At 69.6% G+C, this 13,536-nt stretch carries 11 protein-coding genes; 7 read left to right on the top strand and 4 right to left on the bottom strand.

The features are described from left to right. The first annotated feature begins 1 nt into the window (after position 1). The gene (locus AFER_RS07620) at positions 2-985 is read left to right on the top strand and encodes a cytochrome c oxidase assembly protein (protein WP_015798879.1); all 984 of its coding nucleotides are present in this window, start codon (positions 2-4) and stop codon (positions 983-985) included. Between the two features lie 17 nt (positions 986-1,002). Here AFER_RS07620 and AFER_RS07615 read toward each other — a convergent pair whose 3' ends face one another. After that, positions 1,003-2,409: an FGGY family carbohydrate kinase gene (locus AFER_RS07615; protein ID WP_015798878.1), complete on the bottom strand. Its 1,407-nt coding sequence runs from the start codon at positions 2,407-2,409 to the stop codon at positions 1,003-1,005. A gap of 142 nt (positions 2,410-2,551) precedes the next feature. Here AFER_RS07615 and AFER_RS07610 point away from each other — a divergent pair, with 142 nt between their 5' ends. After that, entirely contained in the window at positions 2,552-3,757 is a 1,206-nt protein-coding gene (locus AFER_RS07610) for an acyl-CoA dehydrogenase family protein (protein ID WP_015798877.1), read from the top strand. Here AFER_RS07610 and AFER_RS11180 read toward each other — a convergent pair. Then, complete coding sequence (locus AFER_RS11180; protein ID WP_015798876.1) at positions 3,741-5,636, bottom strand: sensor domain-containing diguanylate cyclase; 1,896 nt, start codon at positions 5,634-5,636, stop codon at positions 3,741-3,743. The genes AFER_RS07610 and AFER_RS11180 overlap by 17 nt on opposite strands. 82 nt (positions 5,637-5,718) lie before the next feature. Between AFER_RS11180 and AFER_RS07600 the strand changes: the two genes are divergently transcribed. Both AFER_RS07600 and trpD read left to right on the top strand, forming a co-directional pair. Next, the gene (locus tag AFER_RS07600; RefSeq protein ID WP_041661775.1) at positions 5,719-8,154 is read left to right on the top strand and encodes an EAL domain-containing protein; all 2,436 of its coding nucleotides are present in this window, start codon (positions 5,719-5,721) and stop codon (positions 8,152-8,154) included. A gap of 10 nt (positions 8,155-8,164) precedes the next feature. Continuing rightward, on the top strand, positions 8,165-9,205 hold the full coding sequence (trpD, locus tag AFER_RS07595) for an anthranilate phosphoribosyltransferase (RefSeq protein ID WP_041663372.1): 1,041 nt from the start codon (positions 8,165-8,167) through the stop codon (positions 9,203-9,205). On the opposite strand, the gene AFER_RS11175 is transcribed toward trpD, so the two are convergent. Next, the gene (locus AFER_RS11175; RefSeq protein ID WP_015798873.1) at positions 9,155-10,582 is read right to left on the bottom strand and encodes an exonuclease domain-containing protein; all 1,428 of its coding nucleotides are present in this window, start codon (positions 10,580-10,582) and stop codon (positions 9,155-9,157) included. The two genes, trpD and AFER_RS11175, sit on opposite strands and share 51 nt — an antisense overlap. 142 nt (positions 10,583-10,724) lie before the next feature. On the opposite strand from AFER_RS11175, the gene AFER_RS07585 reads away from it, so the two are divergent. The 3 genes from AFER_RS07585 to AFER_RS07575 are packed head-to-tail and all read left to right on the top strand — an operon-like array spanning position 10,725 to position 11,795. Next, complete coding sequence (locus AFER_RS07585; protein ID WP_015798872.1) at positions 10,725-11,243, top strand: hypothetical protein; 519 nt, start codon at positions 10,725-10,727, stop codon at positions 11,241-11,243. Next, the gene (locus AFER_RS07580; RefSeq protein ID WP_015798871.1) at positions 11,204-11,605 is read left to right on the top strand and encodes a hypothetical protein; all 402 of its coding nucleotides are present in this window, start codon (positions 11,204-11,206) and stop codon (positions 11,603-11,605) included. The genes AFER_RS07585 and AFER_RS07580 overlap by 40 nt, the downstream gene beginning before the upstream one ends. A gap of 10 nt (positions 11,606-11,615) precedes the next feature. Further along, positions 11,616-11,795, top strand: coding sequence for a hypothetical protein (locus AFER_RS07575; RefSeq protein WP_015798870.1), 180 nt, complete (start codon positions 11,616-11,618; stop codon positions 11,793-11,795). Between the two features lie 663 nt (positions 11,796-12,458). Here the strand turns inward: AFER_RS07575 and AFER_RS07565 are convergent. Continuing rightward, positions 12,459-13,517: an aminotransferase class V-fold PLP-dependent enzyme gene (locus AFER_RS07565; protein WP_015798869.1), complete on the bottom strand. Its 1,059-nt coding sequence runs from the start codon at positions 13,515-13,517 to the stop codon at positions 12,459-12,461. Between the last annotated feature and the right edge of the window lie 19 nt (positions 13,518-13,536).

The raw sequence follows: 13,536 nt of genomic DNA, 5'->3' as shown, positions 1-13,536 counted from the left end.
CGTGGGGATCGTTGGCATGAGCATGGCCATCCAGCCGGCACATGGTCTGGTTGCGTACGTCCTGGAGAACTGGTCCGTCGACTGGTGGGGATTGATCATCTTCGGTCTGCCCATCGCGCTCTATTGGCGTGGTCACCTCATCGTGATGCGCACCCTCGACGATCCGGAGCTTCGCAGGGGCTACGAGCGGCGAGCGCTGCTCATGCTGGGTGGGATGGCCGCGCTCGCCATCGGGCTGTTCTCGCCGATCGCGGCGTGGTCGATGGTCTATCAGTGGGTCCACATGATCTGGCACCTCGATCTCATGATCCTCGCGCCACCGCTCATCGTCCGCGCGGACCCCTGGGGTGAGATCGTCGCCGGGGTGCCCGAGGGACCTCGGGAAGCCGTGCGTCGTCTGTGGGGCCGGCTCGGAGCACATGCGCCGATCGCCCGCGTGTGGGGCGTGGTGTCGTCGCCGTGGTCTGCGGTCGTGGCCTTCGACGCTGCGATGTGGATCTGGCATCTCCCTGGGCCCTTCGATTGGGCCATGGCCTCGGGCGGGCGCATGGAGCTCATGATGTTCAGCTTCTTCACCTCGGGGATCTGGATGTGGTACGTCGCGGTCGATCCGAATCCTCGGCGCCAGCACGAGTCGCCCATCGTGCGCTTTGCGCACATGGTGATCGTGTCGATGTCGTGCATGATCCTCGCGATCGTCCTCGGGTTGTCGACGCAACCCTGGTACAGCGCCTATGAGCAATGGATGGGGACGCTCCGCACGCTCTCGCTCGAGGCTGACCAACAGATCGCGGCAGGCATCTTGTGGGTCTTTGGAGCGGTTCCTTGGTTCATCGCGGGCGTCGTGACGCTGCGCGATTTCCTCACCGCCGAGCAGGACGGCGTGATCGATGCCCTCGGCACCTTCCGAGCCTTCACGCTGCGTAAGGTGCGAACGACCGGGAGGCGGCCGGCTGTGCGCTCGTCGGACTCGTCGGCCCGCTGACGGCGTTGTCCGAGGGCCTAGAAGGCGACCGCTGAGAGGGCAGGTACGGCGCCCCGGGATCGTTCGAGGGCTGCTCGCCAGCTGTCGTGGTCGTGGACCGGCCGGATGCGACCTGGTTCGACCAGAGGCCCACGCGGAACCGCCTCACGGGGTAGACCGAGTGCGAGTCGCGCAGCCCCGATCGTGGTGGCCTCCGGCTGGACACCGAGCGCGACCGGTCTGCCGAGCAGGCTCGCGAGCACGCCTGCGACTCGGGGGTTGTGGCCTGCGCGCCCATCGAGCGCGACGTCGCCAAGATCTGGAGCGTACCCCGCGGCTGCTCGGTCGGCTGCGAGCACCGAGAACAGCGTGACCCCCACGTGGGCGAGACCCTCGAGGACGCCGGCCGTCAGTTCTGCCGGGCCGCTCGCCGCGGAGAGACCCTCGATGCGACCTCGGGCACCGAGGTCCCAGAGGGGTGCGCCCGCGCCCTGGAACGTGGGTACGACCAGCGGTACGGCCGAGCCAGCTCGCTCGGCGAGCCGAGTGGCCTCGGCTGCGTCGGCAAGGATGCCGCGGCGAACGAGCCAGCCGACCGTCGAGCCCGCTGCAGGCCAGAACGCCTCGAGGCCGAACGTCCGTGGCTCGGTGGTGTCGACGAGCACGACGGGGAAGCTCCCGGCGCCGCCACGTCGTGCGAATGGTGGACTTGCTGCGCCCAGCCAGTGATCGGCGACCGCCGAGGTGCCGATGGTCAGTTTCGTCAGCTCCGGATGGCCCGCATGCGCGGCTTGCTGGTCCCCGATGACGACGACAAGCGGGACGTCGCGACCCCCGAGGCGCACGTGGCCCCGGGGCCCCACGCTCGGCTCGATCGGGACGAGTCGCTCAGGCGCGATGCCAAGCAGTGCGAGTCGCTCACCGTCCCAGGCGAGTGCCTCGGTGTCGCTGAGGCCGGTGACCGCGGCGTTCGTCGGGTCGGTCGAGGCGGACCCTGTGAGCGTCACGACCAACCAGGCGTCGACGGTGCCCACCTGGGCGTGGTCGGGTAGTTCGGCGATGGCGAGCAGGCGCTCGAACTTGGTCGCCGATTCGCTCGGTGAGACCACGACGCCGTGGCGTGCGAGTTCGAGACAGCGCGCAGCGGTTCGAGCATCTTCCCAACCGATCCCCGGGGCCAGAGCCACCCGGTGCGTCGGGTCGAACACGACGGCGCTCGCGCGCTGGTTGGTGAGCGCCACGAGATCTGCTCGACCGCGGCGTGCGAGACCGTCGAGGAGGTGGCGTGCACGGCGTGCCAGTTCGTTGGCGTCGAACGACGCCTCACCCGAGCGGCTTCGGAGCATGGGCGTGATGTCCTCGAGGGTGGCGAGGATGCGCAGGTCGTCGTCGACCAAGCTGGCGCGAAGCGTCGTGGTGCCGGCATCGAGGACCGCGACGAGCATGCGACCCAGGGTAGTCCCAGCGCAAGGGTCCGGGCTGCTCGCTGCCCGCGCCTGTCGCCGACGGCGCTGGGGACGTCGGTGAGCTGGCGCCACCACATGGTGTCGGCTACGCTGCTCCCGGCATCCGAGCGAGGAGTCGCAGGTGAACTTCGAGTTGGACGACGTCTATCAAGACCTCCAGGCGACCGTGCGTCGGATCGCACGCGACCACGTTGCACCGCGCGCGCGGGCGATCGACGCCGAGGGGACGTACCCGGACGATCTGTTCGAGGTCTTTCGTTCCGCGGGTCTGTTTGGCCTGTGCATCCCCGAGGAGTACGGAGGGTCTGGCGCTGGGATCCTCGGACTGACGATCGCGATCGAAGAGGTCGCGAAGTTCTCGCAGACCGCGGGCTTGATGCTGTTGCTGTCGCGCCTGCCGACGGGTCCGGTGATGATCGCTGGATCCGAGGAGCAGAAGCGCCGCTACTTGCCCGGCATCGCCGATGGAACCCAGCGGGCCTCGTTCGGCCTCTCGGAGGCGGAGGCGGGCTCCGATGTGGTCGGCATGCGGACGCGGGCAGTACCCGACCCCGATCGTCCGGGCGGTTGGATCCTGTCGGGGCGGAAGTCGTGGATCTCTGGCGTGCGGCAGGCCGACTGGTACACGGTGTTCGCGAAGACAGGGGATCCGACATCGCGTCGGCACGATGCGATCACTGCGTTCATCGTCGAACGGTCCTGGCCGGGGGTGGATGTGCCGAGGGTCGACCACAAGATGGGTGTGCACGGCGTCGACACCGGTGAGCTGCTGCTCGACGAGGTCCGTGTGCCTCCGGAGAACGTGATCGGCGAGGTGGGAGGGTTCCGCCTCGCGATGCTCGGACTGAACGCGATGCGTCCGGTGGTGGCTGCGCGGGGGATCGGGCTCGCCGAGGGCGCGCTCATGTACGCGACGACGTACGTGCGAAACCGTCCAGCCTTCGGTGGTCGGATCGCGGACTTCCAGGGCATCCAGTGGGAGCTCGCGAAGCTCGCGACCGAGATCGAGGCGGCGAGGTTGCTGACCTACCGGGCAGCCTGGCTCGCCGACCAGGGGCGGTTCACCCGCGAGTGGGTGCCCTTCCTGTCGATGGCGAAGTACTACGCCACCGAACTTGCGGTGCGTGCGAGCTCCGTGGCGCTGCAGCTGCTCGGCGCGGCCGGTTACATGAGCGATCATCCGACCGAGCTCTACTACCGCGACGCGAAGCAGCTCACCATCGTCGAGGGTACCTCGCAGGTGCAGTTGAACCTGATCGCCCGTGGCGTGCTCGATCAGCACCTGTGGTGGGATGATCCCGAGGGGGCATTCACGACGGGCTGGTAGCAAAGGTCGACGCCAGCGCGGCGATGATGGTGCCCCCTGCACGCTCAGCGATCTCGCGCAGCACGACGAGGTCCTGGACTCGTGCGTTGGTCACGACGAACTCGCAGCCGAGACCAGCCGAGAAGGCGGCCAGACCCTCCACGAGTCGAGTCGTGGGTTCTGCGAGCGGTCCTCGTGGGCGGGTTCGGCGAGGGTGGAGCGGCATGACGATCTGCTCGGGCTCGAGCGCAGCGATGAGCTGGAGTTCACCGCCGTGGCGTTCGCCGAGGTCGAGGCCCACCCGGAGCGCGAGCGCATGGGCCTCGCGAGCGATGGTCGCGGCAACGCGCCGGCGCTCCGGGGTCGCGACGAGGTCGTCTGCCTCGAGGGTGACCTGCACCGTGGACCCGCGGTCACTGGTCTTCAGAGCGCGGAGGAGCTCGTGGGAGGGCTCGAGGAGACGCACCGCGACCACCCCACCTGGATGCGCGGTCCTCGCCAACGCACCGAGGAGGGCGCGGTCGTAGCGACCGGCCGCGTGGTCGCGTCGGGCGTCGTCGCGTAGTGGGCGACCGGTCCGATCGGTGAGCACGAGTTCGTGCCCTCTCGGAGAGGAGGTCGCAACGTCGATGAGGCGGATCCACCGCACGCTGGGATGGTCGAGCTCGTCGGCGGGTTGGTGGCTTCCCCGTGGCGCGAACCGTCGACGGCCGCGAGCGGCCGGATGGCTGATCTCCCGCGAGATCCTCGCGAGGCGCCCGAGTTCTTCCCACACGGCGTCTGCCGCCGATCGCTCGATGCCGGGACGTGGATGGGTCGCGACGGCGCTCCGGAGCGAGACCGCGATGTCCGCAGTGATCGCGGCTCTCCCCAGGCTGCTTGCGCTCTGGCTGATGGCCCACCGCCGTTGCTTGGCGGCGGCCCCGTCGGCCACGAGGATGGCGAACTCGTCGCTGCCGACGCGTGCCGCGAGGTCGTCGGGTCCGAGTTCGGTCATGATGCTGTCGGCGACATGCCGGAGGATCTCGTCGGCGACACGATGGCCGAGCGCTCGGTTCAGGTCGCTGAAGCCGGCGATGTCGAGCCAGATGAGGCCGGGCAGGGGTCGCTCTCCCCACGTTCGCAGGTGTTCGGTCAGGCCCGCTCGGTTCAACAGGCCGGTCAGAGGGTCGTGGGTCGCGGTCCACTGCAGCCAGCTCGCCTCCACGGCCGCGTGCGTCGCATCCCAGAGCATGACACGCACGAGGGGACGTGCCGCGTGCGACGACGTTGCGTGGACCGTCGCTGCGTCGATGGCCAGGTACCGACGGCCGTCATCGCCTGATGGCACGGTGGCCACGCCGCGAAAGTGTCCGGAGGCACGAAAGTGACCTCGGATCCGATCGAGCTGGGCCTCGCCGAGACTCGCGAGCGCTCGGGTCCACACCGAGCCGAGGACGTCGGCACCGTCGAGCTGGAGCAGGCGAGCCGCCTGCGGATTGAGGAAGCAGATCCGCTGCTGCTCGTCCACGACGAGTAGCGCGACCGGCAGATGCCACAGTGCCAACGCCGGTGCGTGGGTCTCGATCGGCGGTTCCCTCGTCGCCGCATCGATCGCGAGCTCGAGTGCGGTCACGGTCTCGGCGAGGTGCTCGTTGGCGCGCTCGGCAGCACGTGCCCGGTAGTCGAGGCGCAGGAGCAGGTTGGCGGCGTCACCCATGGCCCTCCCCAGCTCTGGCGAGGGGGCCGCGCGGACGGAGGCTGTTCCTGGGCCGAGGCCGTCACGAACGATCAGTCGGGCCCCGACCTGCTCGGCGAGCTCGCCGAGCCTGGCGAGGCGGGCGTAGGGAGGGTCCGGTGCGCCGACGATGGCGGAGATGCGGGCGAACAGCTCGCGAGAGGTGGTGTCGGTCGCTGCCATGTCGCGCACACCGGGATGGTAGCACCGTGTAACGTTGCGAACGGTCGGGATATTGAACGAGCGTTGATGCCAAAGGGGCAGCGTGGCCGAGGTTCGGGTGACTCGGCCCGAGCTGCCGGCACCACCATCTCCAGGCGAGCGCCAAGGTGAGCTCTACGGTGCCATCTCGCGCGTGCTCGCCGCGCCGTCATCACCGCACGGCGTGCTCGACCAGCTCCTCGGAGTCCTGTCCGCAGCGCTCGGTGTGCCGTGCGCGGTGCTCGGCGTGCATCAAGGATTCTCGCGCCTGCGCGTGGTCCGTGGTCCCACGGCGATGGGTGGCCTCGTCGGTCTGGAGTGGGCGGCGCTCGCAGCGGTTGCTGATGGCACGGTTGTCGAGGTCGGGGTTGACGCTGCGTCCTTCTGGGTCCTCGCGCTCGGAGAGCGACTGTTCCTTGCGGGCGCTGCGGAGGGCGTCGATCCGGCTGGGTTGGCCCTCGTCGAGCGGCTTGCACCGGCCGTTCGGATCGCTGCGGCAAGCTTCATGGCAGATCATGAGCGGCGGCGGGCCGATCGGCTCCGCCGGGCGCTCCGGATAGGGGAACGAGTCTCGGATCAGTCTCGGGAGGATCGCCTCCGCCTCCTTGGTCGCGCTGGCGCGTCGGTGCTCGGCGCATCGCAGGTGGTCGTGAGTGAAGTCGCCGGGCGGAGCCTCGTCGTGCGAGCCGCGGCGGGGACGGGTGACTTCGGCTTGCTGGAGGAGCTGGACGTGGGCGCCGGGGTCGCCGGATGGGTGCTTCGGAATCAGCTGAGCGTCCTCGTCGGCTCTGCCGAGGCTGGCGTGGGCGTCCCCAGCGAGGCCGTGCGGGCCATTCGGGGCGTCGTCTCGGCCGAGAGTGCGCTCGTCGTGCCGCTCGTCGGTGCCGATGGGCCTGTGGGCGTGCTCGCCGCCCTGGATGCGGTGCCGTATCGCTTCGACGTCGGCGACGTGTTGGCGCTCGAGCGCCTCGCCCGACTCGTCGCGCTCTGGGACGTCCGCGATCGTGGACGTCTTCTTGGCGCACACCTCGGTGCCGAGGAGCATCTGCCTCTCGCCAACAGCCTTGGCATGTCGATCGTGCTGGAGACGGAGCAACGGCGCATCGAGATCGCGACCGCTGCCGCGAGGGATCCGGAGTGGGTGATCGATCTCGGCCTGGATCGGTGTCTTGTCGTGGCTGGGAGTGCAGCGGTCCGTCGAGCGGCCACCGACGCACTCCGAGAGAGCGCCGACCGCGATCCCCTCACCGGTGTCTGGCATCGGCAGGCCTTCCTGGCCAGGGCGAGCGAGCGACTGGAAGCCGAAGGGCCCCGTTCGGGCGCGTACGTGCTGCTGATCGATCTCGACCAGCTGTGGGACGTCAACGAACGGGAGGGAATCGCAGCGGGTGATCGCTACCTGGTACGGGCCGTCACTGGGGTCCTCGAGGCTCTCGGTCCGGAGGCGGTCGTCGGGCGTATCGGTGGCGATGAGTTTGCGGCTCTCATCGTCGGCACGACGAGTTCGCGTGATTTCGGCACGATCCGCCGTGACATGCTCGAGGTACTCGGGGCAAGGGGGGTCGCGGTGTCGCTCGGCGCGGCCAGTATTCAGGACGGGGACGTGCTCGCAGCCGTGCAACGCGCCGAGCGCGACCTCGTGGCCGATCTCGAGCGTCGGGGGGTGGCTCGTGTCGAGCGCGTCACCGCGCCGCTCGAGCCGGCCGACATCGCGCTCGCGCCCGAACTGGTACGCGCGCTCGAGGGTGATCGCGAGGCGGGCACCTTCGGCGTCGTGTTCCAACCGGTCGTCGAGCTTGCGACCGGCCAGATCGCCGGCGTCGAGGCGTTGGCTCGGTGGGAGCATCCGAGGCTCGGTACGGTGCTCCCGGGCCGTTTCCTCCCGATCGCCGTCCATCTTCGCCTCGTCGAGCGCGTCGACGAACTGGTGCGCGCGCTCGCGCTCCGTCAGGTCGTCGAGCTCGAGCGCACCGGGGTGGCACGAGGGCTTCGGGTCTCGTTCAACCTGTCGGCCGAGAGTGCGCGCCGGCGCGGCATCGCGTCACGCCTGATCGAACTCGTCGAACGATCGGGCATCGCCGCGAACCAGGTCGTCGTGGAGCTCACGGAGTCCGAGATCGCTGCCTCGGCCCTCGAGCAGCTACGACGCACCCTCGAGGCACTCGCGGGAGCAGGCATCAAGGTGGCCCTCGACGACTTCGGCGTCGGCACCTCGTCGTTTCGCCACCTCGCGACGCTCGCCGTGCACGAGGTCAAGATCGATCGAAGCTTCGTGGCCAACGTGGGTACGAAGAACGGCTCGAGCATGCTCGACGGGCTCGTCTCGCTCGCGCGGCGTCTCGGTGTCGAGCTGGTGGCCGAGGGCGTCCAAGACGCCAGCACCGCCGCGCGTCTCCTGGAGCTTGGCGTGCCGAAGGCGCAGGGGTTCTACTTCTTTCGTCCGCTCAGTCCGGGCGGCCTTGCACGAGTGCTCCGTCAGCGCCGACGTGCCCTTCGCTAGCCTGGGGGGCGTGACGCCAGATTCGCACTCCTGGTCGGATCTCCTCGGAGACCTCCTCGCTGGGCGCAGTCTCGACCGAGGCAGCGCGCGCGACTTTCTCGACGCGGTCCTCGACGGCCAGGTCGAGCCGGTCGTGATCGCCGGCGTGCTGGTGGCGCTGCGCGCCAAGGGCGAGGGGCCGGAGGAGCTCGCAGGTTTCGCCGAGGCCATGGTCGACCACATGGTTCCGGTGACGACCCCGGGCCCGGTCCTCGACACCTGCGGAACGGGTGGCGATCGCGCGTTCACGATCAACGTGTCGACCGGCGCGGCGCTCCTGGCTGCCGCCTGTGGTGCGCTCGTGCTCAAGCACGGGGGCCGCGCCTCGTCGTCGCGAGCAGGCTCGGCCGACGTGCTCGAGGCCCTTGGCGTCCCGACGCAGCTCGGAGCGGACGAGCTCCGTCGGGAGCTCGAACGAACCGGCTTTGGTTTCGCGTTCGCGCCACGCTTCCATCCAGCGATGGCCCAGGTCGCGCCCGTCCGGCGAGCCCTCGGCGTCCCGACCGCGTTCAATGTGCTCGGACCGCTGGTCAATCCCGGCCGTGCTCGAGCGCAGCTCGTGGGCGTGTGGAGTCCGTCGCTGCTCGAGCCGGTCGCGCACGTGCTGGCCGCGATCGGCGTGCGCCATGCTCTCGTGGTCCACTCCGACGATGGACTCGACGAGGTGTCGGTGTCGGCGCCGACGCGCTTCGTGGAACTCCGTTCCGATGGCAAGGGCGCCGTCGAGCTCGAGGCTGGCGTGCTCGATCCAACGTCGCTCGGTTGTGCGACTGCGGCGGCAGGAGCTGTGCGTGGTGGCAGCGCGGAGGAGAACGCCAAGGTGCTCGAGGGCGTGCTCGAGGGGCGGGTACGCGGTCCGGTGCGCGACATCATCGTGCTGAACGCCGCGGTGGCCTTGTGGGTCGACGGGCGGTCGGCGACGATCGTCGACGGCTTCGAGCTGGCGGTCGACGCGATCAGCTCAGGACGAGCGGGCGAGACCCTTGCTCGGATCCGAGGCGGCGCCGACTGAGCCGCGGCGGAACCTGACGCTCTCACGAACGAGGGCGACGAGGGGGGCGAGCTCGTCGTCGAGGATGAGGTCACGACGTTCGGCGATCGTACGCAGCACGAGGAGCGCTCGGTAGCTTCGAAGCTCAGGATCGTCCGGGCCGAGATCGAGGAGTCCCTCGGGGCCCGTCAACTCGTGTCGGGCGTCGCAGCGGGGGTCGAAGAGCCCGAGCCTGCGACCCTCCCGGTGGACTTCGTGGAGCAGGCTCGTCGGTACACGGGTTGCGACGAGGGCGCCGAGGTCGCGAAGCGCCGCGGCCCGTTCGTACTCACCGTCGTCGCTCGCTTGGATCATCTCGGCCTGAAGGTGCCTGATGGCCTCCTCGAGCGCTCTCGCAACCGTGTGGGCGTCGCCATCGAAGCACGTCGAGATCGACGGGGGCGGATCGGGTTGGTTGAGGGGCCATGGCGCGATGACGCGTCCCTCGGGCGTCACGAATGATCGCGTGCGCGGGCGTCGGACGCCGACTTGGTTGAAGGGCGGTCGCAGTGTCTGGATCTCGGCCAACTCGGTGAGAGGCCGAGCGATGTCGCAGGGCACCGGCCGGGCACTGATGCTGGAGGCGCGTCGCAGCAGGCGCCGCACGCTCGTGCGTGTGTCGGCGCTGAAGTACGACCGCACGCGATCGTGGAGATCGGTCGCGACACCGACGTAGAGCACCCGGCCCGCGTCGTGGAAGTAGTAGACGCCGGGTCGATGCGGGAGACGTCTGGCCTGGCGCTCGAGGTCGGCGCCACTGCGACGTGGGCGTCGCAGTGCGAGGAGTCCCTCGAGGGTGGTGACGCCGAGCGCACCGGCCCGCTCGATGAGACGGTGGAGGAGCGCCACAGTGGTGACGACGTCCGCCATCGCCCGATGGCTCGGCGGTGGGAGCTGAAGGTAGTGAGCGAGGGTGGCGAGACGGTGGTTCGGCACCTCTCCGTCGAGGAGGACGCGCGAGAGCGTGAGCGTGTCGAGGACCGGTACCTCGGGCAGTGTGATGCCGGCGGCATCGGCAGCGGCGCCGAGGAAGCTGCGGTCGAAGCGGACGTTGTGTCCGACCATGACGGTGCCCTCGAGCAGTCGAGCCGTGCGCTCGATGACGGTGCGGGCGCTCGGTGCGTCGGCGACCAGCTCGTTGGAGATCCCGGTGAGTGCCACGATCGCCGGGGGAATGGGGCGGTCGGTGTGTACCAGGCTTTGGAGGTGAGCGAGCGCACGGCCCTCTTGGACGACCATCATGGCGACCTCGGTGAGCTCGTCCGCACCGGATGCGGCTCCGGTCGTCTCGACGTCGAGGATGGCGAAGCGCACGGTTCGCAGATCGGTCCCGTCGTCGTCGAGGCCGAGCTGCTCCACGAGCATGATCCTACGGTGAGCCCCGGACAGGGTCGGACAGTCGACGCTGGCGCACACGGTCGTCGGCCTACGAGCTGCGCCTCGTGCGCACCGGAAGCTCCCGCCTTGGGCACTGGCGAATCACCTGCCTAGACTGCCTGGCATGACGACCTCCGGGTTTCGTGCGCTCGAGCGCGGTGTTCGTAGCGGTCGTTGGCTGCTTGGCTTCGGCTTCGGAGGTGTCCTTGCGGCCATCGTTGGGGGCGCACTTGCCGGCGTCGGGTCCAGCGTGGCCATCGGGGGCTTGGTGGTTGCATGGGTCGTCGTCGGCGCGGTAGTCGTCAGATCGAGCGCACCACGTCCGGCGCCACCCGAGCCTGGCTGCGCCCAAGCGTGCGAGGCGTGCGAGGGCCGTGGAGGGGGATGCGCAAGCCGTCTCGAGGCGGAGCTGGCGGCTCGTGCGGCCGAGTTCGATGCTGCTCGCATCGCGCGAGCCGCATCGGCAAGCCGGGGTGTCGTCGTCGTGAGCGCGGTTCTCGTTGCGCTCGGCATCGGCGTTGCGGCGAGCACGGGTCCGCGCAGCCTCGTCGTCGCTGTGGCCTCGGTCGGGGCGCTCGCGCTTGCGGGGGTGATGGGGGGCCTATGGACGTTCGCGCGCCTCGGCGCGCCATCTGGCTCCTAGGGGCCGCGCTCGTCGCCGCAGGGATCGTCGTCGAGGGCGTGAGCACTCCGTTCACGTGGCCTGCCCGCCTTGCGACCGGAGCGCTGATCGCGTGGGGTCTCGGTGTCGCTCGTCCCTGGACGACGACCGACGGGATCGCCCGCGTCGTGCGGTCTGCGGTGGTGGCGGCGTTGGTCGTCGCGACCGTGTTCACGGCGGTCGAACTGGTGGAGTTGGTCCACGGACCGCGCGGGCACTACCCGACCTTCTCGTCGATGGTCGAGGCGGTCGTGCTGCGGTCGAAGGTCGATGGCTTCGGACTCGGTCGGAGCGTGCTGGCGGCCGCGTGGGTCGTGCTCGGTCGGTGGCTCCTCGCGCCATGATGGTGTCGTCGTGACGAGCGCGTGGGCGGCTTGGGTCCTCGTCGGAGCCGTGATCGGGGCGTGGGTGGTGCTGAACCGTGTCGGCGCGGGCCCGGCACAGTTCGTGGGAGGCCTGCGTCGCTCGCGGCTGTGGCGCGTCGTGGCGTGGCTCGGGTGGGCATGGCTCGGCTGGCATCTGCTCGTTCGCTAGTGCGCACCAGCCTGCAGCGCAGCGCCGAGCCGGTGATGGCCAGGGCCAGGCGTGGGCGCCTTTGGGTGGGCGTCTGAGCGTGGCGGCGTCGATCACCATGGGAGGGCGGTTTGGTGGACCGATGGCTCGGGTGTGCCCCGGCTGTTCGGGCACAGCGACGCCCCGGCGCGCGCATCCCCGCCACGCAGCGGGTCGAGGTCACGCTGGCGTGGAATCGTCGCGGCAGCACCGCGGCTCGATGAGTGACGGGCAGAGCAGATCGTCTGCGCTCCGACTCGTGCGCTCGATGCGACGATCGGATCGGAGCGCTCGCGCGGGTCTTGCTGCGAGCCCTGGCTCGGTGCCGTGACGGAGCTCGTCCCGGGCTCCCAGGAGTCGTGCGGGGACATCGGCCTCATGCTCCCAGGGCGAGCCGCACCTTCCGACGATTGTCTGTTGGCGAGCATGGCCTCGAGTCGCTCGCCTGAGTCACGGTGCAACGGTTGTCGCACAGGGCGCCAGGCGATGGGCTCGGAACGTTGACCTGCCGGGCCGAGATCGCGGACCTCTCTCGTGGTGCTGGGATCGCAACGGGGCAACCCGATCCATCGGGCAGTGCACGATGCCCGTGCGTGCTCGTATGCGCTGGTGTTGGCTCGGTCGTGGCACGGTCGAGCCGGCCGATCAGCTCCGACGTGGGCGCTGGACGCCGAAGGGGGCAAGCTCGGCTGCGAGCGTCTCGGCGTCGGCGAGGTCGTTGTAGAGGTGGAAGGAGACGCGAGCGCGGCCGTCGCGGAACGAGATCTTCGTCGTGAGGTCGGAGGGTGCTCGATCGAGCGCCACCGAGACGATCGCGCTTGGGACCGTGGGCTCGGGAAGACCCAGCATGGTGCGGAAGGCGGCGGCGAGGTCGGTGTCGTGCGCCCAGATCGCGTCGATGCCGACCTCGTCGAGGAGTTCCAGCGCGGCGACCGCGCCGACCCAGGAGAACCACGCAGGCGAGGGGTCGAAGCGCCGCGCATCCGGAGCCAGTCGCAGCGGTGGTCCGTAGAGCGAGGTCGGAATGGGTTCGCCGGCGTACCAATTGGCGTACAGCGGCTCCATGGAAGCACGGACACGGTCGCTCGTAGCCATGGCCGCGACGCCGCGCGGAGCGAGGAGCCACTTGTAGCCCGAGACGACCACCGCGTCGACGCGGGTGGCGTCGACGGGAAGCCACCCGAGCGCTTGCGTGGCGTCCACGAAGACGCGTGCGTCCACGGACTCCGCGGCATCGACGATGGCGTCGAGATCGGCGACCTCACCCGTCGCCGACTGCACGAGGGAGAAGCTCACGACGTCGGCCCCCTCAGCCGTTGCACGTGCCAGCGATCCGACGGGAACGAAACGCAGATCGAGCTGCCTGCGTTGAGCGATCACAAGCCAGGGGAACACATTGGAGGTGAACTCGATGTCCGGCACGACGACGCGACTGCCCGGCTCCACGGTGGTTGCGAGGAGGGCGACGAGCACCGAGGTGGTCGGACCGGTGGTCACCGCGGTCGAATCGGTGCCGAGCAGGCGCGCAAGGTGGCCCCGCGCGACATCCGTCGCGCGCAGCCACTCGTCGTACCAATCGGCCGTGCCGCTCGACCACCGAGCGAGCGCCTGTTCGAGTGCGGCCACCTCGCGACGGGGTGGCAATCCGTAGCTCGCGGTGTCGAGGAACCTGGGGCCACCGACGAACGCTTCCTTCAGATCCATTGATCCTCCTCGTCGAGGA

This window comes from Acidimicrobium ferrooxidans DSM 10331, assembly GCF_000023265.1.
GTDB classification, from domain to species: Bacteria; Actinomycetota; Acidimicrobiia; order Acidimicrobiales; family Acidimicrobiaceae; genus Acidimicrobium; species Acidimicrobium ferrooxidans.
The sequence above is the reverse complement of the archived record's forward strand: the minus strand, read 5'-3'. Positions and strand labels throughout refer to the sequence as shown.

Excerpts from the sequence above, each read along its gene's own strand:
- AFER_RS07585 (WP_015798872.1), top strand. The coding sequence starts at position 10,725 with ATGACGACCTCCGGGTTTCGTGCGCTCGAGCGCGGTGTTCGTAGCGGT.
- AFER_RS07565 (WP_015798869.1), bottom strand. The coding sequence starts at position 13,517 with ATGGATCTGAAGGAAGCGTTCGTCGGTGGCCCCAGGTTCCTCGACACC.
- AFER_RS07615 (WP_015798878.1), bottom strand. The coding sequence starts at position 2,409 with ATGCTCGTCGCGGTCCTCGATGCCGGCACCACGACGCTTCGCGCCAGC.
- AFER_RS11180 (WP_015798876.1), bottom strand. The coding sequence starts at position 5,636 with ATGGCAGCGACCGACACCACCTCTCGCGAGCTGTTCGCCCGCATCTCC.
- AFER_RS07580 (WP_015798871.1), top strand. The coding sequence starts at position 11,204 with ATGGACGTTCGCGCGCCTCGGCGCGCCATCTGGCTCCTAGGGGCCGCG.